At 44.5% G+C, this 25525-nt stretch carries 13 protein-coding genes; 8 read left to right on the top strand and 5 right to left on the bottom strand.

Going from position 1 to position 25525, the window contains the following annotated elements:
- Positions 1 to 37: 37 nt before the first annotated feature.
- Complete coding sequence (locus tag L2755_RS06160; protein WP_248979860.1) at positions 38 to 1909, bottom strand: winged helix-turn-helix domain-containing protein; 1872 nt, start codon at positions 1907 to 1909, stop codon at positions 38 to 40.
- Between the two features lie 858 nt (positions 1910 to 2767).
- Between L2755_RS06160 and L2755_RS06155 the strand changes: the two genes are divergently transcribed.
- From L2755_RS06155 to L2755_RS06120, 8 genes are all read left to right on the top strand, one after another.
- The gene (locus tag L2755_RS06155) at positions 2768 to 3829 is read left to right on the top strand and encodes an efflux RND transporter periplasmic adaptor subunit (RefSeq protein ID WP_248979859.1); all 1062 of its coding nucleotides are present in this window, start codon (positions 2768 to 2770) and stop codon (positions 3827 to 3829) included.
- A 16-nt stretch (positions 3830 to 3845) separates the two neighbouring features.
- Positions 3846 to 7115 carry an efflux RND transporter permease subunit gene (locus tag L2755_RS06150; RefSeq protein ID WP_248979858.1) on the top strand — a complete coding sequence of 1090 codons (3270 nt, stop codon included), beginning with the start codon at positions 3846 to 3848 and terminating at the stop codon, positions 7113 to 7115.
- Complete coding sequence (locus L2755_RS06145; RefSeq protein ID WP_248979857.1) at positions 7112 to 10186, top strand: efflux RND transporter permease subunit; 3075 nt, start codon at positions 7112 to 7114, stop codon at positions 10184 to 10186. Before L2755_RS06150 ends, L2755_RS06145 begins: the two co-directional genes overlap by 4 nt.
- Before the next feature lie 203 nt (positions 10187 to 10389).
- On the top strand, positions 10390 to 11262 hold the full coding sequence (locus L2755_RS06140; RefSeq protein WP_248979856.1) for an MBL fold metallo-hydrolase: 873 nt from the start codon (positions 10390 to 10392) through the stop codon (positions 11260 to 11262).
- A gap of 129 nt (positions 11263 to 11391) precedes the next feature.
- On the top strand, positions 11392 to 12843 hold the full coding sequence (locus tag L2755_RS06135; protein WP_248979855.1) for a hypothetical protein: 1452 nt from the start codon (positions 11392 to 11394) through the stop codon (positions 12841 to 12843).
- A 522-nt stretch (positions 12844 to 13365) separates the two neighbouring features.
- The gene (locus tag L2755_RS06130) at positions 13366 to 14736 is read left to right on the top strand and encodes a sigma-54 dependent transcriptional regulator (RefSeq protein ID WP_248979854.1); all 1371 of its coding nucleotides are present in this window, start codon (positions 13366 to 13368) and stop codon (positions 14734 to 14736) included.
- Positions 14737 to 14779: 43 nt separating this feature from the next.
- Positions 14780 to 15571 (top strand): DsbA family protein, encoded by a 792-nt coding sequence (locus tag L2755_RS06125; RefSeq protein WP_248979853.1) that lies wholly within the window; start codon positions 14780 to 14782, stop codon positions 15569 to 15571.
- Positions 15572 to 16226: 655 nt separating this feature from the next.
- The gene (locus tag L2755_RS06120) at positions 16227 to 18593 is read left to right on the top strand and encodes a hypothetical protein (RefSeq protein ID WP_248979852.1); all 2367 of its coding nucleotides are present in this window, start codon (positions 16227 to 16229) and stop codon (positions 18591 to 18593) included.
- Between the two features lie 127 nt (positions 18594 to 18720).
- On the opposite strand, the gene L2755_RS06115 is transcribed toward L2755_RS06120, so the two are convergent.
- The 4 genes from L2755_RS06115 to msbA form a co-directional block, all read right to left on the bottom strand.
- Entirely contained in the window at positions 18721 to 21801 is a 3081-nt protein-coding gene (locus tag L2755_RS06115; protein WP_248979851.1) for an Ig-like domain-containing protein, read from the bottom strand.
- Between the two features lie 718 nt (positions 21802 to 22519).
- Positions 22520 to 22696: a Trm112 family protein gene (locus L2755_RS06110; RefSeq protein ID WP_202289273.1), complete on the bottom strand. Its 177-nt coding sequence runs from the start codon at positions 22694 to 22696 to the stop codon at positions 22520 to 22522.
- 4 nt (positions 22697 to 22700) lie between these two features.
- Positions 22701 to 23699 carry a tetraacyldisaccharide 4'-kinase gene (lpxK, locus tag L2755_RS06105; protein WP_248979850.1) on the bottom strand — a complete coding sequence of 333 codons (999 nt, stop codon included), beginning with the start codon at positions 23697 to 23699 and terminating at the stop codon, positions 22701 to 22703.
- Positions 23700 to 25514: a lipid A export permease/ATP-binding protein MsbA gene (msbA, locus tag L2755_RS06100; RefSeq protein ID WP_248979849.1), complete on the bottom strand. Its 1815-nt coding sequence runs from the start codon at positions 25512 to 25514 to the stop codon at positions 23700 to 23702. It lies immediately after the preceding gene.
- Positions 25515 to 25525: the final 11 nt, after the last annotated feature.

Genomic DNA, 25525 nt, shown 5'->3' with positions numbered 1-25525 from the left:
GCAATTGAGCAGCATATCCACGCTGCTCCTATATTATTCAAAAGGTGATCCGATTAGAAAGTCCAGCTTGAGACAATGCGTCACGGTTTATTTCTGCCCACAATTTCGTTGATTTGTCGGAAATATATTTTCTATATCGAGCTTGCTCCAATTGGTTGCCCATCTCGCTATGAACTGTAAAGAGCAATAATGCAGCATTGAGAGATGCTAGTTGGTCCCCTGCCATGGTTGATTTTTCAAAGGATTGGGCAGCATAAATCGCGGCTTGAGACATCCGTTCTTGAGCTAGGAGGATCGTTGCGACTAAATAGCTTTCGGTAATGGTGAATGAATCATGATCAATAAAAAGGCTATTTGCTTCTTGCCAACGTTGTTGTTCGATTAGGAGTTCGACTAGCAGTGTTTGTGCAGAACTTACTAACCAATTTTCTTGTTTCGGGCTGTATAGCGCTAAAAGTTCACGAGAATATTGTTCTTTATCATTAACATTGTCTGCGCTTATAGCTTTATGTAGGTATATCTGAGAATAATGCACTTGAGGTAAACCTGAGCCGTACAATATCAACTCAGCCTCTTCTAGCAATGACAAGGCTTTGGTTTTATTCCCTAATTTGTAGTTGAATATATATAAATAATTTAATGCTGAGAGCTCTCGAACAGGATCTTCAGCCTTACGGGCAAAGTACATCGCACGTCGCAAATATTTTGATATCGCGTGATAGTTTTGTCGGTTACGGCCAACTAAAGATAGTGACTTCGCGATGTCACTTTGTAATTGGAAATGGCCGAGTTGTGCAGATAAACTTTGCGCTGCAGATAAGTGAAGCTCAGCGCTATCCGATAAGCCCTGTTCAACTAAAATATTGCCAAGAAGTAGCTCTGCTCTAGCATGATGCAAAAGGTCATTCCGGGTCAAACTTTTAAGCTTTTCTGCCAGTATTAGCGCCTTATTTAAATTCCCACTGTTTTGAAGTGAAACAATAAAACGTTCAAAGATAATCACATCGGCAGGGAATCGACGGTGTAACAACTCAAGTTCCAAATGATTTACATCATGGCGCTTATCATTAACCAATAGTGAAGGAGTACTAGCCACACGTTCCAGATGAATGGCCAATTGCTGTAAGACACCTTCAATACTAGGGGATTGAAACTCTCCCGACCATTTATCACTTATCCCATGCAACTCATAACGTAAGAAATAGGCCTCACCACGCTTACTTATATTGGAAGAGAGGACCAAAGTCGTATTACCCTTCCCCACTAATTGGCTGAAGTACTGATCAGGTGTATTGGTATAATCCATAAATAAAACATCAACAGCAGCTAACGTCACTTCAATGTACCGACTAGATGAAAGTATGCTTTTAAGCTGAAAAGCTAGTTCATCATTTATAACCACTGCTGATTGAGAATCACTTTCTAGCGAAAAAGGAAGTAACTTGATATCGACGCCTAACTGCTCATTATCAAGGTGCTCTACGTTGTTAATGATAAAGAGTGACACAAGCAATGAAATAAAAATACCACCGAGTACAGCTACCACAGCCTGTCTTTTGCGAAATGTAGTATTCACCTGACGCAAGTCACCACACTTCACATTTTTAGATGCAGTTTCAGTTTGTGCAGTTAATTGCCATTGATAACCTTTACCTGAAAATGTTTTGATTGCATGCTCACCAAAGATTACACGTAAGCTGCTAATGTTCTGAAATACAGCTTGTTCGGAGACAACCTTGCCTGACCATACTGTATCCAAAATCTTTGTCTTCGAAACTATTTCACCTGTAGAGCTGAGCAACAACGAGAGTAACCGAGCCTCATTACTCCGAATCTGGATAGATACTTTGTCTTTATATAAACAAAGATTAGTACTATTAAACTTATAATTACTAAAATAATAGTTCATTATGTTTTAACCTTCATAAGCGTGTTCAACAAGCGTACTCTCTTAGTGCAACTCTATTTACAAATTGCCATAAAGCTGTAAATAAAAGATACCTAGTTGCTGAATTAGTTAATGTTTTCACTAAAAACGTAACTATAACAAAAGATGAACAACAATTATTAAATGAGTAGGAGCCCGAGCAGAATTAAACCTTAGATCCCAAGGATAACCGACACACTTTGGCAGAGATAATAGTGGATAAAGGGGGGCGGAGCGAATAAGGTAAAACTACCTCAAGTTTCACTCGTAATTAACACGCTTTGGGCTAAATAAGTTACAGCATGCTAGCAATTAAGCTCAAATTGAAGAGACCCCACTCTTGTAGAACGGCCAGTGTAGATGCAGCTGCGAGCTTCCAAAACAGGGAAGTTTTGGTAGAGCCCACAGGGACTGTGCTTGCGGCGTTTCGCAGCAGTATCTGCACATGCCTCGCAGGCCAGACGAAAGATAACTATGAAGGAACGATCTTCAAACACACTCTCCAATATCAACTCAGCCAGAAGCTAAATCAGAAAATGTAATCAGTCTTCATTCGAAGGCTATCAAGGTTTGGGGCAAAAGAGAGTTGCTTTAAGCAAAAGAGGTTCCAATTACCTGAATCAAGCGTTTGTGTAAATACAGTTGAAACTCGCTAGAAGTAAATCTCGCCACTCATTGTTAAAAACCGCAACAATTAAACTATCCCGCTACATTGTTTATCAAAACCACCAACAAACCAAACCGCGCTCAACCTAAGTCATTGTATATAAACAGATACTACTATTGGCACACATAATGCTTATTAAGCGTTAATGAAATAACTTAAATGGGTTTATCGACATGGAAGCACTCAACAACAAGAAAATCATCCTACCTATACTACTTGTAGCGCTATTAAGCGCCTGTGGCGCAGAAGAAGAGGTTAAAGAGGAGGAGAAATATGCCGTCCCAGTGGAGACAACCACGGTGATCCAAGGTGATGTATCCTCATTTTATAGCACCACCGCTACTCTCGAAGCGCCAGAGGAAGCGAAAGTGGTTACCCGTGTTGCCGGACTTATCCAATCAATCAATGTTGAAGAGGGTGATCGCGTCACTAAAGGTCAGCTCCTTGCCATCATCGATTCAAAACGACAGAAATTTGATTTAGACCGTTCACAAGCTGAAGTCGAGATTATTCAGCAAGAGCTTAATCGTCTGAAAAAGATCAACAACAAGCAGTTTTTTAGTGCCGATTCAATGGCTAAACTCGAATATAACCTGCAAGCAGCAATGGCTAAGCGTGACTTAGCTGCACTATATGTACAAGAGAGCATGATCCGCTCACCGATTGAAGGCGTTGTCGCAACTCGTTTTGTTAAGTCAGGCAACATGGCGAAAGAGTTCGACGAACTGTTTTATATCGTTAATCAAGACGAACTCTACGGCATAGTCCACCTCCCAGAGCAGCAGCTACAACATCTTCGCTTAGGACAAGATGCGCAGATTTTTGCCAATAAGCATACTCAAAATACCACTCACGCGACGGTGTTACGGATAAGCCCTATTGTTGATGCTCAAAGCGGTACCTTTAAAGTGACACTGTCAGTGCCAAACCAAAAGGCCACCTTAAAAGCAGGTATGTTTACCCGAGTAGAGCTTAGATACGACACCCATAATGATGTCATCACTGTTCCTTATAACGCTCTGGTTAATCAAGATAATGAATTTGCCCTGTATGTCATTGATGGAACCAAGGCTAATCGCCGCACAGTAACACTGGGTTATCGCGAAGCAGACACGGTAGAAGTCGTTGCTGGTATCGAGTCTGGCGAGCAAATCGTTATTCGCGGTCATCAAAATCTAAAAGACCAATCACTCGTTGAAGTGATTAGCTCTTTAGATATTGCATCAGCCAAGTAGACCGGGAGCAAGCACTATGTCAATAATAAAAACCTCGGTAAACCGACCCGTTACAGTGTGGATGTTCATGTTTGCCGTCATCCTTTTCGGCATGGTTGGATTTTCACGCTTAGCAGTAAAACTACTGCCAGATTTAAGCTATCCAACCATTACCATACGCACCCAATATGTCGGCGCGGCACCAGTTGAAGTTGAGCAACTGGTATCAAAACCGATTGAAGAAGCCGCTGGTATTGTTAAGGGCTTACGTAAAATTAATTCGATTTCTCGTTCAGGAATGTCAGATGTGGTCCTCGAGTTTGAATGGGGTACCGATATGGATATGGCCAGCCTTGATGTACGAGAAAAACTCGACACCATTGAATTGCCATTGGATGTGAAAAAGCCCTTACTGCTGCGGTTTAATCCAAATTTAGACCCTATAGTTCGTCTCGCGTTATCGATTCCAAGTACCAGCGCTGATGTGGCGAGTTCTGCAAGCGAAAATGATCTCAAGCAGATGCGAACTTATGCAGAAGAGGAGTTGAAGCGCCAACTTGAATCATTGTCGGGCGTCGCGGCGGTTCGTCTTTCAGGCGGGCTACAGCAGGAGGTGCATATTGAACTCAATCAACAAATGCTCACTCAGCTGAATCTCAGCGCCGACCTTATTCGGGCACGTATAAGCGAAGAGAACATTAACCTCTCCGCCGGTAAAGTCATTCAGGGCGACAAAGAGTATTTAGTGAGAACGCTGAACCAGTTCAGCTCACTTGAAGAACTCGGCCAAATTGTTATCTACCGAGATGGACAAACTTTAGTCAGATTATTTGAAGTTGCTAATATTGTTGATGCCCATAAAGAGCGTAACGATATCACTCGTATCGGCGATAGAGAGTCTATTGAGCTCGCCATTTATAAAGAGGGTGATGCCAATACTGTCGCTGTGGCGCGTAAAGTCACAGCTGAGATTAATAATCTTAATAAAAACAGCCCAAAAGCTGAACTAAAAGTGATTTATGACCAGTCAGAGTTTATCGAAAGTGCGGTTAATGAAGTCACATCAGCCGCATTAATCGGTAGTTTATTGTCAATGTTGGTTATCTATCTCTTTCTAAGAGACATTATTCCAACACTAATTATCTCAATCTCAATCCCCTTCTCTGTTATCGCCACTTTCAACATGATGTATTTTGCCGGCATTAGCCTCAACATCATGTCACTGGGGGGTATAGCATTAGCCGTAGGCCTACTCGTTGATAACGCGATTGTGGTGCTGGAAAATATCGACCGCTGTAAATCACTCGGCATGAGTAAACTAGAGGCTGCAGTGACGGGAACTAAAGAGGTTTCAGGCGCAATTTTTGCTTCAACGCTAACGACACTCGCGGTATTTGTGCCGCTAGTATTTGTTGATGGTGTTGCAGGTGCGCTATTTTCGGACCAAGCACTTACCGTTGCTTTTGCACTGCTGGCATCGCTATTTGTGGCTCTTACCACCATTCCGATGTTGGCTTCACGTGAGGGTTTCAAAACACTGCCGCCACTATTAGCTAAGACTGAGAAAGCAAAACCAGCAACAAAACTCGGAAAACTTAAGCACTACAGCGCGACGGTATTTTCTTTTCCTTTCGTACTGTTATTCAACTACATACCCAGTGCGTTATTGGCATTTACGTTAATTTTAGGTCGCACACTTTCGTGGGTCGTTGGCCTGGTTATGCGCCCTTTAAGTGCTGCATTTAACTGGATATATAGTTTGCTTGAACGTGGCTACCATCGCCTATTGGCTGCCGCATTAAAATTTAAGGTATTAACGTTATCGATAGCAATTGCTATTACCGCGGGCGCTGCCCTGCTGGTGCCAAGCCTAGGAATGGAGCTTATTCCGCCAATGAACCAAGGTGAGTTCTACGTTGAAGTACTACTTCCGCCAGGAACGGAAGTCTCAGAAACTGACAGAGTACTGCGCACTCTCGCACTCTCGATTAAAGATAGAGCGGATGTTAAGCACGCTTACAGTCAGGCGGGTAGCGGCGGCTTAATGACGTCTGATACGTCCCGCGGTGGAGAAAATTGGGGACGCTTACAAGTGGTACTTAGCGACCATGATGCTTTTGCTGCCGTGACCCAAAAATTACGTACCACAGCAATGAGGATCCCAGAGCTTGAAGCCAAGATCCAGCACCCAGAACTGTTCAGTTTTAAAACACCGCTTGAAATTGAGTTAGTCGGTTATGATCTAGCCCAACTTAAAACCACTGCCGATAACTTAGTTGACGCATTATCTGATTCAGACCGCTTTGCCGACATCAATACTAGCCTCCGTGATGGCCAGCCAGAATTAAGCATTCGCTTTGATCATCAACGTCTTGCTGCCTTAGGTATGGATGCACCGTCGGTTGCCAACCGAATTGCTCAACGTATTGGCGGCACTGTTGCCAGCCAATATACGGTGCGCGATCGTAAGATTGATATTTTGGTTCGCAGCGAGCTTGATGAACGTAATCAAATTAGTGATATCGATTCGATGATCATCAATCCTAACAGTAGCCACCCAATATCCTTAAGCGCGGTAGCAGATGTCACACTCGAGCTTGGCCCTTCGGCAATTAACAGAATAAGCCAACAGCGGGTGGCTATCGTCTCGGCAAACTTAGCCTATGGTGACCTTAATGATGCCGTGTTAACCGCGCGAGAAATTTTAGCCAATCAAACACTACCTACCTCAATTCAGGCGCGTTTTGGCGGCCAAAATGAAGAGATGGAACACTCATTCCAGTCATTACAGATTGCATTGGTATTAGCGGTATTCTTGGTTTACCTGGTGATGGCAAGTCAGTTTGAGTCACTACTGCACCCTTTACTCATTCTTATCGCAGTGCCTATGGCAGTCGGTGGCAGTATTTTGGGGCTTTATGTCACCCAAACGCACTTAAGCGTGGTGGTGTTTATCGGTCTGATCATGCTTGCCGGCATTGTGGTCAATAACGCCATTGTACTGGTTGATCGAATTAACCAACTACGTCAATCAGGCCAAGATAAGATCACCGCCATAACCAATGCTGCGCAGTCGCGTCTTCGCCCTATCATCATGACAACCATGACAACGGCGCTAGGTCTATCCCCCATGGCCTTAGGCTTGGGTGATGGCAGCGAAGTCCGTGCGCCCATGGCGATTACCGTGATATTTGGTCTTTCACTTTCCACATTGCTGACACTCGTGGTCATCCCTGCCCTTTATGCACTCTTTGACCGCAAGGACTATACAAAAGATGCTTTGGTAACTGAAGGAGCTAAAGCATGAATATCACCCGCTTAGCGATTAAAAGACCGGTAACAACGGCGATGTTCTTTGTCGCCATTTTACTCTTCGGCCTCGCCTCGAGCAGATTACTACCACTGGAGATGTTTCCTGGCATTGATATTCCCCAGGTCATTGTTGAAGTGCCCTATAAGGGCTCGACACCGTCTGAAGTTGAGCGAGACATCACCAGTATCTTAGAGGAAACACTGGCGACTATGGGCGGCATAGAGGAGCTTCGCTCAAGTTCATCACAAAACGGGGCTGTAATTGAACTCAGAATGAAGTGGGGAGAAAACGTCGCCACTAAAAGCTTAGAAGCACGAGAAAAAGTAGACTCTGTACGTCATCTACTGCCAAAAGATGTAGAGCGTGTTTTTATCAGGCAGTTTAGTACCGCCGATATGCCGGTACTCAATTTACGAATATCCAGTGACAGAGAGCTGTCTGGCGCATTTGATCTGTTAGATAAACAACTCAAAAGACCGCTTGAACGGGTTGAAGGCGTTTCGCAAGTCACGCTATATGGCGTTGAGCAAAAGCAGATAGAAATTAGAATCAATGCAGATAAGCTTGCCGCCAGCAACATCTCCATTAAGGCACTAACCCGTCGCTTGCAGCAAGAGAACTTTGTGATTAGCGCTGGCGTACTAAAAACCGATTCACGGGTCTATCAAGTGTCTCCTAAGGGTGAATTTAGAAATCTTGATGAGATCAACTCACTCGTGCTGACCCCAGGGATCACTTTAGGTGATATCGCGGCGGTCAGATTTGCCCTGCCTGAGCGTTTAGACGGTCGTCATCTGGACAAAAATTATGCCGTCGGTTTAGATGTGTTTAAAGAATCGGGAGCGAACTTAGTCGACGTATCAGCCCGGGTGATGAAAGTCATCGAAAAAGCTAAGCAAGATCCGCAGTTTCAAGGGATTAAGCTCTTTGTAATGGAAGATCAAGCATATGGCGTGACATCATCACTAAAAGACTTATTAACTGCAGGCTCGATTGGTGCGCTACTCTCTTTTTTGGTGCTGTATCTGTTTTTACGTAACCTCAAAATGACCCTAGTGATTGTGTCGTCTGTGCCTATCGCTATTTGTATGACGCTGGCTGCAATGTATTTACTCGGTTACAGTCTCAATATCCTCTCGATGATGGGGCTACTACTCGCCGTTGGTATGCTCATTGATAACGCGGTGGTGGTAACAGAAAGCGTGTTACAAGAAAAACAGCTACAAAAGTCACAAGCTCAATCACATGAAAATACAGCAGTAAGCGACAATAACTCAGTACTCAATGGCGTCGATAAAGTATCGCTAGCTGTACTTGCCGGTACCCTAACCACCGCCATTGTATTTCTGCCTAATATTGTGGGTGTTAAAGTCGAGCTGACGATTTTTCTCGAACATGTGGCGATCGCTATCTGTATTTCGCTAGCGGCATCGCTTTTGGTTGCCAAGACCCTGTTGCCTTTGATGCTAAGTAAAATGGAGTTTAATCTCCCTGAAAAAGTACGGCAGAGTAAATTACAGCTAGGCTACCTAAAAAGCCTCAATTGGATCTTAGCTAGACCACGTATATCGGGCGTGATAGCACTGTTGTTATTGGCTTCAACAGCCTTGCCACTATCGATGGTAAAACAAGATCAATCCGATGGTGAAGGCAATAATCGACTCTATATTAACTATCAAGTTGAGGGACGTCATAGTCTAGCGGTTACCGAAGCCATGATAGATAAAATGGAAGACTACCTTTACGCCAATCAAGAAAAATTCAATATCGATTCTGTTTATAGCTACTTTTCAGCCGACAGAGGTCAGTCGACTTTACTGCTAAAAGAAGATATTGAAGTGGATATGAAAGCCCTTAAAAAGATGATCCGCGAAGGGTTTCCAAAGTTTTCCATTGCCACACCGCAATTTGGCTGGGGTGGAGAAAATAACGGCATAAGGGTGTCACTTACGGGCCGCTCAACCACTGAGCTTATCCACATCAGCGAACAGGTCATTCCGCTACTTAGCGCCATTGAAGGCTTAACCGATGTACGTTCAGAATTGAGTGGTGCTCAACAAGAGGTCGTGATCCGCATTGACCGTGAAATGGCCGCCAGGCTTGATCTTAAATTAAATGAAATCGCATCGAGTATCTCAATGGCCCTGCGCGGAACTCAGTTACGTTCATTCCGCCATGATCCAAACGGCGAGCTACGTATAGAGATGGCCTATGAGCAACAATGGCGTTTATCACTGGAAAAGCTTAAACAGCTGCCTATCATTCGTATCGACAACCGGGTGTATACCTTAGATAGCCTAGCAAAAATCGAAATTTTGCCCAGGTTCGACACCATTCGTCATTACGACAGACAAACGGCGCTCTCGATTGGTGCAAACTTAGACGAACTGACCACCGAAGAGGCCCAAGAAAAGATAACCCAAGTGATGGAAGCGATAAACTTCCCTGCGGGTTATGGCTACTCACTGCGTGGCGGTTTTCAAAAGCAGGATGAAGACGAAGCGATAATGGCAACCAATATGATCTTGGCCATCGCGATGATCTATATTGTCATGGCTGCCTTATTTGAATCCTTACTGCTACCTACCGCCATTATCACCTCCATCCTATTTTCGATTACTGGCGTATTCTGGGCACTGCTGTTTACAGGTACGCCGATGTCGATTATGGCGATGATCGGTATTTTGATTTTAATGGGGATTGTGGTCAACAATGGCATTGTATTGGTCGATCAGATTAACCAGCTCAAACCTGATCTCGATAAACTGTCGGATACTATCAGCCAAGTATGTCATACCCGCTTGCGTCCGGTGTTGATGACAGTAGGTACCACCGTATTAGGCTTAGTTCCTTTAGCAATGGGCGATACCCAGCTTGGCGGCGGCGGTCCATCATACTCACCGATGGCGATTGCAATTATTGGTGGACTGACTTTTTCTACCGTGACCAGTCTATATTTGGTGCCATTATGCTATCAGGCTCTCTATAGAATGCGTTATCAATCTGCCATTCGCCTTGGTCAAGCCGATCGTTTCTCACGAAAAATACTACCTTGGATGAGTTAACACCATGATGTATATCTAAGACACAGGCTGCTATTGCAGCCTTTCTTTTGGCCAATTTGCCATACTCATCGCGAAATAATCATGCTGCTGTCACTGATTGCTTTACATTGTGCCAGTTCGGCGACAGAGATAATTAGTGCAAACATATTAACTTATCGGTAACATCGAAATCACAAGCTGCCGCATCACTAAAGGTTTCTACCATGATAACACCAGCGCAAATAGTTAAATCAGCCCTCGTCGGTACTTTATTTGCCATGGCATTCGGCAGTATGGCGACCGCCGAGGATAGATTCAAAGATGTAGAAATAACACCGATAAAACTCAGTGAAACGACCTATATGTTTGTCGGTTCTGGCGGCAATATCGGTGTTTCAGCTGGTGAGGATGGTCTGCTTATTATCGATGACCAGTTTGCCCCCCTTGCCAACAAAATATCCTTGGCATTGAGCCAAATCCAACCTGGTACCCCCAAATTCATAATCAACACCCACTACCATGGTGATCATACGGGTGCCAATGCCCACTTCGGTAAAATGGGCACCATTATGGCTCACCATAATGTACTGAAACGCTTAGCATCAGACAATAAAACTGCACCGGAGGCATTACCCGTTATAACTTATGATCAAGGTATTACGGTGCATTTCAACGGAGATGCACTTAAGGTTCGTCATATGGGACCCGGTCATACAGATGGTGACAGCGTGGTGTTTTGGAGTAACGAAAAAATAGTCCATATGGGCGACCTATTCTTTAAAGACAAGTTCCCCTATATCGATTTGAAAGCCGGTGGCTCAGTTGAAGGCTATCGAAATAATGTCTCGGCGGTATTGCATGAGCTAGACGAGCAGGCAAAAGTCATTCCTGGCCATGGTGCTCTCGCCAATAAAAGTGATTTAACTCGCTTTAAGCACATGCTTGATGCATCGATTAATTGGATGAAAGATCAAAAACAGTCTGGTTTATCACTAGCAGAGTTGAAAGCGGCTGGCATGCCTGAAAAATGGAAAGCTTGGAGCTGGCAGTTTATTTCTGAAGAACAGTGGATAGAGACCTTATACAAGGGCCTCTAATTGGAATTCATCTATTTCGGTGCCGTTTGTGGCACCTCTATTAAAGTGACATCGATTTTAACGCCGTTACTCTTCAAACACATTATTGATTGAAAACCCAACTCTCTTAGTCACAAGGAACTGTGCAACATGCTAAGAATAAGCGCGATTAAAAAGCTAATTTCTGTTACTTGTCTAACATTCATCGTTAATGTTCAAGCAGCGGAACCAGAGGAGACCCGTATAGTTGATTATAAACCTAACTGTATCGTGGAAATCTTAGCGCCAATAACGCTCAATATGACGGCACTAGAATACCAATATTTAGGACATGTAGAAGAAAGTCCAGCTTTCGCATTAGCACTTCAACAATTGCGCCATGATGCAACAGCAATAGGTGCTGACGTCATGTTATTAACTCAGGTTAGAAACAATAAAGTATCCGTAGAAGGCAGGACTAGACGTAAGACTGGAGCTAAGGTTAGAACAGAGACTAGCTTAAATACACACTTCGAAGCACAGCCATACACTCTCTGTAAAGATGACCGATCTTTTAGTAATGAGCGGGCAGCTTATCGCGCTGATGGTTACAAAACACACACAGTAGAAATACAGTTTGAGTATATATTCGACCCAGATGTAATTAAGCGAACGACGCCGATAGCAATTGCCAAAAATATAGAGTTGCCTCCAGCCAATATCTCCCTTGCAACAGGTGTATACGGCATAATTGTGGGCGCAAGCACAGCACAAACAGCCAAAAAACTTGGCCCACCAAGCATCGTACTCACACTTGAAAATAACGAAAAAATATGGGGTTACGGACGTCATCTTTGGTTTACCTATGCAGCTGATAAACTCAAATCGGTTAGCTCAGAGCTCGCACTATTAAATGGTACAGGTCAAAATAGTATCGCCTTCAGAGATGGGTTTGATGACACTCGATGGCGAATAGAGGGAAAAGTGGCGCAAAAAAGTCCCATTGAACAAGTGAGACAATCGTTGTCTCTGCACGATATTAAAGAGACCTCTGAACAAATTATTATGACTCAAAAGCAACAACGTCTTATATTACAGTTTGATAAATTCCACCCTAGAGCAAAAGATAACCCTGTGACTCTGTTGACTAACTTCACCTATACCAGTGATATGAGTGAGCCAGAAAAGCAAACCCTGCCTCAATTAACCGCGGCACAAGAGCAATGGTTATATAAGCACTTACAGCCCGATAATGTTGAGTTACTTACCTTACCTAACTTACTTAAGCAGATCCCGCAAACTAACAAAATTAATATCGCCAATGATGAAAAGCAGTGGTGGCTTGTTGGTAATAATGTACTACTGCAATTTCATGATATAGAGCTTAATCAAGCTCATATTACCGAGTCCTTTTTTACAGACAATAACAGAGATGCTTTTTTTCAGTCAGTGAAGTCACTACAACTGCCACAAGATAAACAAGGCCTGCTAGCCTTTTATAAAGACGCCAACGACAACTATGATGAAGTTGATATAACACGAGAGCACTTTAATCTCATCGCAAAATTTGAATCAGAGGAAGATGATGCGGTAGTTTATGATTTAGTGTTCAGCTATTTTTAATCGCCAAAAAAACCTTATTGAAGATGACTCTATAACCTTTGCATACTGTTTTACATTGAAAGTTCGCCATCTGGGGCCTGGCCACACAGATGGAGACAGCGTTGTGATTTGGAGTAACGAAAAAGTAGTGATTTAACTCGCTTTAAGCACATGCTTGATGCTTCTATTAATTAGATGAAAGATCAAAAAAAGTCTGGTTTATCACTAACAGAATTGAAAGCCGCTGGCATACCTTAAAAATGGAAAGATTGGAGTTGGCAGTTTATTTCTGTAGAACAATGGCTAGAGACCTTTTACAGAGCTCTCTAGCCTCTAAATCCATAATGGCAATTTAACCTACAAAGAGAATGACAACACAATATAAGGGTGCCGACATGACTGGCAGCGTCAAAAAGCCGTCAAACGCCAATTATATGGCACAATATTTCGCTACCACCTTGCGATCCCTGCAATCCTTTCTAAAATTTAACCATTAATCATTCGCGACTACAGTACTGACTAAGCATCCCTCTAGGGAATATCGTGAACAAACTCCAGCATGAAATAGATATCATTTATCGAGATATTTTAATACTCGATCTCACAAGTGAAAGGATTTGCTGTGGAGAAGAACTCAAACAATTTCATTGGCGCTGTTTCCACGCCAATACGCTTTCGGCTGCCATAAAATTGTTGCAAAAATATAATTTTCATGTCGCTATTGCGCTGATCTCAACGACTCAGCTGCAGCGAGTATTGCATACCATCAACGCGCTTAATGAGGCTCAAGACAGCCTTATTTGGGTGGCTATATCGGTGGACAGCGCGCTTGATAACGATCAATTAGCATCGTGCCTACCCCGTTACTTCAGCGACTATCATCATCTACCTATCAACTGGAAACAGCTCAACCACACATTAGGTCATGCCTATGGTATGGCGCGGTTAAAGAAACGAAGTCAGCCGCCGGTTAATCACCCTAACCATGAAAACCAGCTATTGGGTAACTCAAACCTGATCAATACACTCAGATCAAATATCGCTAAAGTCGCTAAGGTCGATGAAGCTGTTTTAATCAGTGGAGAAACAGGCACGGGTAAAGGCCTGTGCGCACATTTAATTCATAGCCAATCAAAACGTGGTAATGGTCCATTCATTACCATTAATTGTGGGGCTTTACCTGCAAGCTTGATCCATTCAGAGCTGTTTGGCCACGAAAAAGGCGCCTTCACGGGTGCCGACAAACAATATATTGGTCATATAGAACGAGCTAACGATGGCACTCTGTTTCTCGATGAAATCGGTGATCTCTCATTAGAGTCACAGGTGAATCTGTTACAGTTTTTAGAAGACCACATCATCGAGCGTTTAGGCGGCAGTATAGATATAACGATTGATTGCCGGATTATATTCGCCTCACATATCAATTTAGAAACCGCTGTTGAAGAGGGACGATTCCGAGAAGATCTCTATTACCGGATCAATATACTACATCTTCATGCCCCTAGCCTTAGAGAGCATAAAGAGGATATTACACTACTCGTTGACGAATACCTCAAACAATATAGTCCAAGCGAACACTTGTATACGCTGACGCCTAAAGCACTAAAAACAATGTATGAATATCAGTGGCCTGGCAATATCAGAGAGCTCAAAAACCGTATCAACCGTGCCATTATTATGGCCAACAATAATCAATTAACTGCAACAGACTTAGGCATAAAAATCGTAAACCTTCAGTCCGATAGAGAGGATGTTATCAACCTCGCTCAACATAGAGTGGAGATAGATACTGAACTGCTACTCGATGCTATTAAACGCAATAATCACAACATCTCTGCAGCCGCAAGAGAGCTTAAAATCTCTCGGACAACCTTTTACCGTTTAATTAAAAAATGCAAGATCAAACTCTAGAGATACAAACCCCAAATCCACTTAAACACTGAGGATCGCGGCAATGTTAAGATATAAACAACAATCTATTGTGTTAATGCTGACATCGCTATTTATTGTGGCTTGTCAGCCACAAGGTGATGCAAACTTAAAAGAACAGATAACCTCACTCAAGCAAGACGTTAGCCTATTGAAAAAAGATATCAGTCGTATAGGCAGTCAGGTTAGCGATATTCATACCATCGCCATGAGCTCGCAAAAGCCCCAATACAAAACCTTACCCACGCAAACGAACTTCAATGCAAACGGCAGTCTTCCATTACTGGGCAGCGCAGCTTCACAACTGGCAATCATTGAATTTTCTGATTACCAATGCCCTTACTGCAAGCGCTTCATCGATCAAACATTCACTAAAATAAAGTCCAATTATATTGATACGGGCAAAGTCCAATACCTGACTCGTGATTTCCCGCTTAAGTTTCACCCAAAAGCCGAGGGTGCCGCCATTGCCGCTAAATGTGGCCTTAAACAAGATGCATATTGGCCAATGCGCGACTCACTATTCAAAAATATGCAACAGCTCAATGATGCACTATACCAACAGGCTGCCGCAGACTTATCTTTAGATCTCACTCAATTTACCGACTGCCTCGCAGATGAAGCTATTTCGAGTAAAGTACAACGAGATGTCGCCTACGGCTCCTCTCTGGGGATAAGAGGTACGCCCAGCTTTATCATTGGTAGAATCGAAGGCAATCAATTGATAAGTCCAAAGCTTGTCGTTGGCGCGCAAAGCTATGAGACTTTCGCTGTTCTACTCGATGAACTGCTCGCCAAACCGGTAAAAAGTGATTAATTGCCACAGGTATGAGGACACTAGCGATTAATCTGCTGCAATATTGAATCCCACAATGCCAGTACAGTTCATACAGTCTCTTACTGGCAATTTTCCTATCAATAACTCCACTTCAACGCTGTATCAGTTTGAGTCGGTCGCCAAGATGCGATACTGAAAATCATCAATATATCTCCAATTGAACTGTTAGTCATATTCTGCCAGAGACAACAGTTGAGCCAGTCTGTTTACTCTGCACTGCAACAGTAACTGTAACAGGCGTTACAGCGCCAATGTGAACAGTTTTACAATCAAATCACCTACAAACAACCACTTAAGATAAATCATCATTAGCCGCTGTTACATCAGTGATACAGAGCGGCACTAAAACCCCAACCTTAAAAGATGTTTAATCAACATATTCAACAACTTACTAAAGCGGCCTAACGCTTGCTTACTCTTCAAGCATAAGTTTGAAATTTACCTCACTGTAACCCAGTAACAAACGCTTGTTTCAGCCAGGTAATCAGTCTTATCGGCAATATGCCAACCATGGCGCACCATGCTTTTACGCCAAATATTGAAACACCTCAAGCAACAACTTATTGAAAGTTGTTAATAACTAACAAGTAATTAGCACGTTTTATCCGTATTCACTTACAGGATGGTAAATATTATGAAACGATTTAAATGCAAACGGCTTATCGGAGCGCTAGGTATTGCGCTGATAAGCACAACAGCCCTTTATGGAGTGACCAGTCTGACGCCGGTCAACGCTGGCACTTACGACTGGCTCAATCTGACGCCGCCGCAACAGGATGAAAAGTTCTGTATGGCAGATGCCTACTTGCTCAAATCGGGCAACAAGCTCGCTCAGGACAAACTCAATTGTACCGCTAATGACGTCGAAATCACCAGAGTGACACCGAACGACCCTAGCGCCGAGTGTAACCTCGGGCAAGTGTTTACTTTCGATGCCGATGTAACGGTGCGAACTAACGCTAACGCGCGCTGGGACACCACCTTCTATCTACCTTTGACAGAAGCGAGCCCCCAAGTCGTCCATGGCCCAGGTCTTCGCGACTGTAGTATGATCTTACCGATCCCTGGCGACAGCGGCGAGATCGCTGATGTTCAGTTAGACGGCGATCAGTGTGGTGACATTACCAAGGCTAATGGCCCAGATGAATACGTACTGCTGGGTGAGTCTATCACCATGCTGTGTGCGGATATAGATCAGGATAATCGTGCCGACTTCACCTACTGTGCCGCCTGGGATAACATAGAACGTAGCAACTGTACGACTGACGAAGATCCTTACGCCGGTCAGATCCCCAACAATAAATCCAAGTGTAATTGTGACACCTTTAATATTGATGTCTTTATCAAACCAGCCCCACCAACGGTGCTTAAAACGCTAACCAGCGCACTATCATCGAGAAGTGAACCGGGCGGAACATTTAGCTATTCGGTCAGCTTCACTAACCCTAATGCGCAGACTTCACTGTTTATCACATCATTAAGTGATGAGATTGATATTGGCGGCGAAGGAACCTTCGACAGATCAATTGATCTATGGAACGGCCTAGATACTGTCTTGCCTACGGTAGACGGCGTATATCTGACTGCGACTAACTGTTCACAGCCTGCTAACGGCGGGGAAATATTGCCTAGCGGTTCATACAGTTGTGCCTTCACGGTGCATATTGTTGACCGACTCTTGCCCAACGATCAGAGTCCGCAGTTCTATGACGACTTAGTGATACTGGCGTTGGAAGATAAGAACGGTGATCCCGTCACTGACGGTGATAGCTGTGCAGCCATTCCTAGTAGCATTGATGGCGATCATTGTAGTAACGAAATCACGGTGCAGATCACCAATCTACCACCGGCGATTACTGTCACTAAGACGGCCAACCCTACAGAAGTGTTGGAACCGGGTGCTGATGTTCTGTTTACCATTACGGTCGACAATGATGCGGCGTTCTGGGATTCTCCACTGACGCTAACCGTGCTAAATGACACCGATTTTGGTGATCTTCTCGCCGATGAGTGTTCAGCGGTGTCCACCAGTATCGCCTTAGGCGGTACTTACACTTGTACCTTCACTAAGTTCATTGGCGGCGATGCTGGCGAGCAACACTCCAATGTAGTGTCAGCTACCGCGGTAGATGATGAGCTTGATCAAGCAACGGGTAATGACTCAGCAATGGTTGATATCCGCGATGTGCCATCGTCTATCACCCTGGTTAAAACAGCGACACCAATCGAGGTACTAGAAACCGGTGACGATCCCGACAATTACAGCGATGTTAGCTATAACTTTACCTTTACCGTTAACGCTGCGGGTGTGGATGACGTGACCTTCAGCAGTCTTGTCGACGTGCCATTCGGTATTCTAACCGGTGACTGTATGGTCGACAGTGTGAATGGCATTCCTATCGCTGACACAGCCCTTAGTGGCTTTGTACTAGAACCTGGCGATTATGCAAGTTGTGATATCACCAAGAGTCTGCAAGGTAACGCCGGTGAAACCCATCACAATACGGCCACCATCAGAGGTGTCGATGAAGACGGCCAAGATGTGGACGCATCGGATGACGCTCTTGTGACCTTTACACCACTGGCTCCAGATACTGATATGGCGTTTGCCACCAGTATGCTAGTAGTGCTAGAGCTATCTAATGGCGGTTTCGAAAATGTGACCTTAACAGATCTTACTGTTATGGGCGTTGACGTTGTCGATGGTGCTGTCGGTGCTACCGCTCTAGGTGATGACTTTATTATCCGTAACGCAATAGGCGGTGAACATGCCTTAGTTTCCTATTCAGCTTGTGCCATAGGAACTGTGCTTGGTTACAGTGGCTCGGGTACGGATACCTATAGTTGTGCCTTTACCTTAGAATTAAGGCCTGGAATCGAGAATACTGGTGCTATCAGTTTCTTAGCAGGAGGTGTTAACGGCGTAGTTGCAATCGTAGCAGACGATGAAGGCACGGAAGTAATCAACGGCGTTTCCGTTGAAGTTAATACTATCGAGTAACAGATAGCACTCAAAAGTTAACTAAGCTACAAGCTTGATATAGCAAAGAGGGCGACGGTATATACCGCCGCCCTCTTTATATCGCAATCGATAAAAATTGCCTCAAGAGAAAAAATGATAGCACTAACTATTTTTTACCATTGCCATGACCATTGCCATTACCGTTGCCACCGCTCGAACCGCTCAGGCTAAGACTGACCGAAGCCGTTGCCGTCTTATCACCATCGCTGATGGTATAGCTAAAGCTATCGCTGCTCTTAAAGCTCTTTGCCGGTGTATATAACAGCTGACCACTGCTAGTGATTTGTACACTGCCCTTGGCGCCTTGGCTCACAGAGACAATAATAAGCTCATCACCTTCCGCATCAAAGTCATTGGCTAGCACATCGATGACAACCGATGATTTAGAGGCCATAGTCACACTGTCATTAACCGCGACAGGCGCGGTATTAGCAATCGATTTAACCGTATAACTGACACTATCACTGCCTAAGTAGCTTTTTTCATTGGTATTTTGTGCATTAACAGTAATAGTAAATGATCCTGCAGCCGTTGCCGCGTCAGAAGTGATGCTAATATTTACCACAGCACTGCCACCCGGTGCTAGGTTCACCTTGGTATTATTCGCGCTCCAGCCAGTAGGGGCATCGGCAAACACCTCAAAACTGGCCTCTAAACAGGCCTCGCTATCTCGACTGGTTACAGTCGCACTGTAACTGACCTGAGTCCCGGCGATGACTTCCGCTCCCTGAGGATTCGACACCACAATAGCAGGCGCTGCTAGCGTACACGTCGCTAGCGGCTTAGATACCGTATAACTGGCTATATCATTGCCAGTATAGCGATTGTCTAGGCGATTTTGAGCACTTAAATCGAAATCATAAGTGCCATCTTGCGCCACTGTGGATGACTCCACATTTAAGCTAATATTACGGCTCTCACCCGGCGCCAAACTCACACCTAGGGTATCAGCACTCCAGCCCGCAGGCACATTAGCGGCCACATCGAAATTACTGCTAGCGCAGCTGCTGCTATCTAGACTGGTTATAGTGCCGCGGTAGGTCGCAACTGCACCCGGCGCCAGCTCACCACTGTTGTCAACTGACAAGATAAATCTTGGGCTCGCCATGATGCAGGTCGCGACAGGAGACTCCACCACATAACTCACCATTCCAGTCTGAGCATAATCGCTATTACTGCGGTCTGCGGCACTGATTTCAATGTCGTAAAAACCATCGGCGGCGGTATCTAATGAGCTTACATTCAGCGTCACCGTGCCACTCATCCCGGGCGCTAAGCTGAGACTCTTCTCTGTCGCCGTCCAGCCACTGGGCACCAGCCCAGACACATCATAATCAGCGGGTGCACAGCCGACACTATCATTGTTAGTCACCGATGCGCTATAGGCCACAAGCGTTCCCGCCTCTACCCAAGCACTTTCATTGGGTAGCAATGACAAACTTGGATTAGCCTTAACACAGCTCAAACCCGAATAGCTTACATTAACACTGGCACCCGAGGCGTCGGCCCACTCAGTGGTAATGGTAACCCCTGCATCAAGGTCTTGGTAACTGGTACCAGCCAATAATGCAGCATCATCAAAATCATTAAGGCCGCTGTTGGGTGTCATATCGAGTAACAAGTTACTCTGCAGGTCGTTCTCAGTCGCCAGATGCAATACCACACCATCTGTTATACCGCTTTTGCCTTCGAGGAAACTATCGAAACCAATTGCCTGACGATACTCGAGGTAATACCACAGCGGCAGCCCGGTATCAGCATCAATGCCGCGTCGTACTCTAAGTCCCTTGGCTTTACCTGCTGGCGCCGTTTCATAGGGTTCAAGTTGATAGCTACCATCACTTTCGGCAGTGATAACTTCACTCGCTGAAGATGTGATCCAACCGAGCTGTTGCTTACTAAAAGCATTGAAATGGCCTGTTACTTCAGATTTGCCCATGATGTCCATGGTATCGCCATATTCAAATGACAAACAACGACCAGCCAATACCCCATCAGAACAATCAAGATCTTTAGCATGGTGCAATCCAAGGTTGTGACCCAATTCATGTCCAACAGTGCGCAGTGTCATTGAACCATTGATGAACGCACGTGAAGGGCTTCCACCAATTGTCCCCTGCCCCGTCCAGCCACAATCGCTGTTCTCGGGATAGATATACACCCAGCGATCGTAATTTTCAACATCGATACCACTTTCAACAACCGCTTGACGTCCGTAATTGTCGATTGCGTTAGTACTACAAGTCGCATCAATTGGCAGGGTGAAGTAGCCTTGTACATCGCCGCTTAACCAAGTCTGACCATAAGACGCTTCCTGGTAATAGTCGTTCACAGAACCAAAAACCAATTCCTGCGCCTGTTCAACAGTCCAGGGCTGGCTGGTATTATTTTGAAAGTTGACCAGAAGAACCAAGGTGCGTTGTTCGCCTAGTGTATTGGATAAACTTGACTCGGCAATTGTGGTCGTAGTCATCGCAGTGCCGCTATCAGCTAGAAGCGCCAAGCTATCCAGCTCATCATTGAGAACTAACGCACTTGAGTCCATCTCGTCCGAATTATTGCCGGTAAACATCCAGCCTTTAGCGTTAACTTGAGTACCGGATTTCAGTGCATCAGACTTGTTATTTTTAGACAGATACAACTCAATTGGTCCACTATCTGTCATTAACGAATGACGTAGGTGACTCTTACCGCTATCGTCATAATCGACGTATAACACTTGCAGCTCACCTTTAAGCTCACGCTTTTGCGTCAGCATAGCCAGCACGTCCTCCGGCATACCAGCTCTGGAAGATTCTGGCAACACGGCACGCACCGCCGCTGCGGGATCAATTTTGACTAAGTCGATTAGCAGTGCCTGACGAGCCTGAGCGTAGGCAATCAACTCTTGCTTGAGCTGCTTCTTATTTGATTTACTCGCCTGGCGATACTCAGCCATACGGTTAGCCAGTATCAAGGTCTGCTGTTCTGCTTGTTTTTTCTGAGCGTGTTTGTCTTTAGTTTGGGTCTTGCTTTGGGCTGAGGATCTCTCCTGAGCTGTTGCACTGGCATGTGCTTCTGCGTTTGCAGATACGGCAAACGAAGATGTGGAAAAAGTGATGGCTGAAAAAACCAGCAATGCCGTGGCTGGGAGCTTTAAAAAATTGGCAGCCGAGTTCGATGCCACTATGACATTTTCTTTGTTCAAAAATCATTTCCCCTAAGAGTCAAACTTACTTAATTAAACCGATCTAATGACAGATTTCTTATTTTGAATTTTCTGGTACAAAGATTATTAGATAATCGCCAGCAGAGAGTCGCAGCGCATACTAGCTCTGGGCTGACCAGTTAAACCAGCCGGCATATTAGCAAAGGGTGCGGTGAATTTACAAACAGTAATTGATCGTTTTTTGATCGATCGCTCATTTTTTAATCACGAGAGAAGCTAAGTAATTGAAAAGGAATGATGGCTAAATCCATTCTATTTTTGAGCTGTCATGGTGGACGTTGTTATCAGAAGGTAAGGCGAGCGACATCAGCAAGTATCAACTTATACTGACGGATTTTAACCAATGGAGATATTAACTCTAGAAATAAGGAGTTATGCAAACCAGCTATAAATAATGATCCACTACTCATACCATTTTATATAAGTATCTGATCAGTTCAGAGCCGAGAATAACGATTAGCTTCAAACATCGGCTAGCCACATGGATGTGGTGAATGTCTGTATTGCAGGAGCAAATACAGCCCTTGCCTACAGGACTTTGAACTCTTGTTGCATGTGCCGCTACAGACTAAGAATGGGACAGTCCCATTGGGCGAGAGGACAGTAAAAAAGCGCTCAAAAGCGCTTTTTTAAAGACATCAATTCAGAGGTTAATTCAATCTCTGCTTAGCGGGTCTAAACAACCCTTTCAACAGGGTTAACCTTCGATTAGCGGCTCTGCTTTATTCTCAAGTAACACCGGGATCCCTTCATTTATCGGGTAGGCAATCTTATCAAATTTGCAAATAAGCTTTTGATCTTCTTTGCTGTACTCTAGCTTTCCTTTGCAAACTGGACACGCCACAATCTCGAGTAATTTTTTATCAAATGCCATGCTGTTACCTTTGTTTCTCTATGGCCAGTTGTTTAATGCGGGCCAAAAGTTGTTGATCAAATGAAGGTGGTAGCTTCGCATCTACCGCTAAATACCACCAGTTATCTTTTGCAAATTCGCGACATTTCACCGCATCTTTTTCTGTCATCAGTAAGGGACGTTCGCCAGCAAGTGCTGTTAGTTCCGCTTCTGAATAAGCGCTGTGATCATCAAATGCATGTACTTTATCGAGCTGAAATCCCAGACCTGATAACGTATCAAAAAAGCGTGTTGGATTACCAATGCCTGCAATTGCCACAACAGCTTGCTCCGGTGTAGGTGCTGCATGCTCAGCGGCATTGGCTGATACTGGCAACCACTGCATCGGCTGCAGCTGCATCTGCTGTTCCGCTGCCTGCGCTGCCCCGCCATTAATGATGACATGGTCAACGTTCGCCATGCGCCACTTGCCCTCTCTTAATGGGCCAGCAGGTAATAGCATGCCGTTGCCGAGACGCCTTTCACCGTCGAGAATGATCAGTTCGATATCGCGTCCAAGGGCATAATGCTGCAGACCATCATCACTGATGATCACATCAACGTTAAAACGTTTGAGCAGCTCATTTGCGGCAGCTATTCTTTTAGCGCCAACGACCATAGGAACCGCTGTTCTTGCCACCAGCATTGCAGGTTCATCACCCACCTTTGCAGCTGTATCACCCGGTAAAACGGCGCGAACACCGTCAATGTCGACGCCATAACCACGACTTATTACACCGGGGTGGTAACCGTGCTTGCGCAATAGTTCAATCAGGTAAATAACCGTAGGCGTTTTACCGCTGCCACCCACAGTAATGTTGCCCACGATAATAACCGGCACTGGTAGTGCCGTTTGCTTAGCGATCCCTAAAGCAAATAAGGTTCGTCTAAGGCAGGTAATTACGCCAAATAATACCGATAACGGCCACAAAAAAAATCTAAGTGGGTGATCTTGATACCATAACTTGTTTATCCAAGACTGCATTTAGCTGCCAAACTGCATCTGATACAGGTTGTAGTATACGCCCTGCTTTGCGAGTAAAGAGGTATGGGTGCCGCGCTCAACAATCTGTCCTTGGTCAACCACAAGTATTTGATCTGCACTTTCAATGGTTGATAATCGGTGGGCAATCACAATCGAAGTACGGTTTTGTCTTAGGTTATCGAGGCCTTCCTGAATCGCTTTTTCCGATTCAGTATCTAACGCCGATGTTGCTTCATCCAAAATCAATACTGGCGAGTCACGTAATATCGCTCTCGCTATGGCGATACGCTGTCTTTGACCACCGGATAGCATGACACCGTTTTCACCAATTTGAGTATCAAGTCCCAGCGGCATCGGTTCGATAAACTCCATTGCATGCGCTAGTGTTGCAGCGTGAATAATCTGCTCGCGCGTGGCTTCACCTGGGTAGGCATAAGCAATGTTATTAGCAATTGAGTCATTAAATAGGGTGACCTGTTGCGAGACCAAGGCTATTTGGCTGCGTAGTGAGCTGAGTTTGTAATCATCTATATTGATGCCATCGAGGGTAATTTCGCCCGACTTGAGGCCAGTATAAAAACGGGTAATTAAACTCGCAATGGTCGATTTACCAGAACCTGAACGGCCAACTAACGCTAACGTTTGACCTTGTTCAACTTTAAAGTCGATACCATTTAGTGCGAGTTTTTCATGGCCAGAATAACTAAAATCGACATTACTAAATGCGAGTTCACCAAAAACACGGTCGACTTCAAGCTTGCCGCTATCACGTTCAGGTTCGGTATCTAGCAATTCAAATACGGTAGTACACGCTGCAATACCACGTTGGAACTCTGCATTAACGCGAGTCAGGTTTTTTATCGGTTGTAACATCGCTAGCATGGCACCCAATATGGTCGCAAAGGTACCCGCTGTTAGCTCAGCTTTCATGCTATCGATGCTTGCTGCATATAGGATAAACGCGATAGCAAACGAGCCAATAATCATCACCAGTGGTTGACTAATCGCTTGAGCTGTCGCGAGTTTCATTGTCTGATAGCGGTTTTGATCGTTTACTTTAGCAAAGCGCTGCGCTTCTGTTTTTTGGCCACCAAAAGACAGTACATTCTTATGGCCTTTGAGCATCTGCTCTGTTGCTGCGGTAACGCCGCCCATTGCGGCTTGTATATTCTTCGATACCTTTCTAAAACGGCGACTAACAACCGTAATGACCAATCCGATAATGGGACCGACTACCAAAATAACCAGTGATAATTTCCATGAAAAATAGAACATAATACTTATCATGCCGATGACGGTAATACTGTCACGCACTATGGTGATTAGCGCACTACCGGACGCACGGGCTATTTGTTCCGTATCGTAAGTCACGCGGGAGATAAGATTACCAGTGTTTTCATTATCCATATAACTCACAGGCAGAGTTAAATAATGTTCAAACACCTCTTGGCGCATATCCATTATGACTCGAGCACTCATATAAGAAATACAGTAAGTAGACAAAAAATTTGCTAGGCCGCGCAGACTAAAGAGCACTATCACCACAAAAGGTGCAATGAGTAATACGTCGCTGTTAGAGCTAAAACCATCACTGGTGCCAAGATCGAGGTTAGTTAAGCCGCCAGCAGCTGAAGCTGCTTGACCGCCAAAGCCTTCATCAATGAAAGGTTTTATGACCGCAATAAATGTCGCATCAACTAATGCGTACATCGTTAAGCCAATAACGGCAAAAAACAGTATTTTTTTAAGCGGTTTCAAATAGCCGAGAAGGCGCTTAAAGACTGTCCAGACTTCATTTTTAGGAGATGTTGTCATTGAGAGAATTT

It is taken from the genome of Shewanella abyssi (genome assembly GCF_023284025.1).
Taxonomy (GTDB): Bacteria; Pseudomonadota; Gammaproteobacteria; order Enterobacterales; family Shewanellaceae; genus Shewanella; species Shewanella abyssi.
This window is presented reverse-complemented; position numbering and strand designations above follow the sequence as displayed.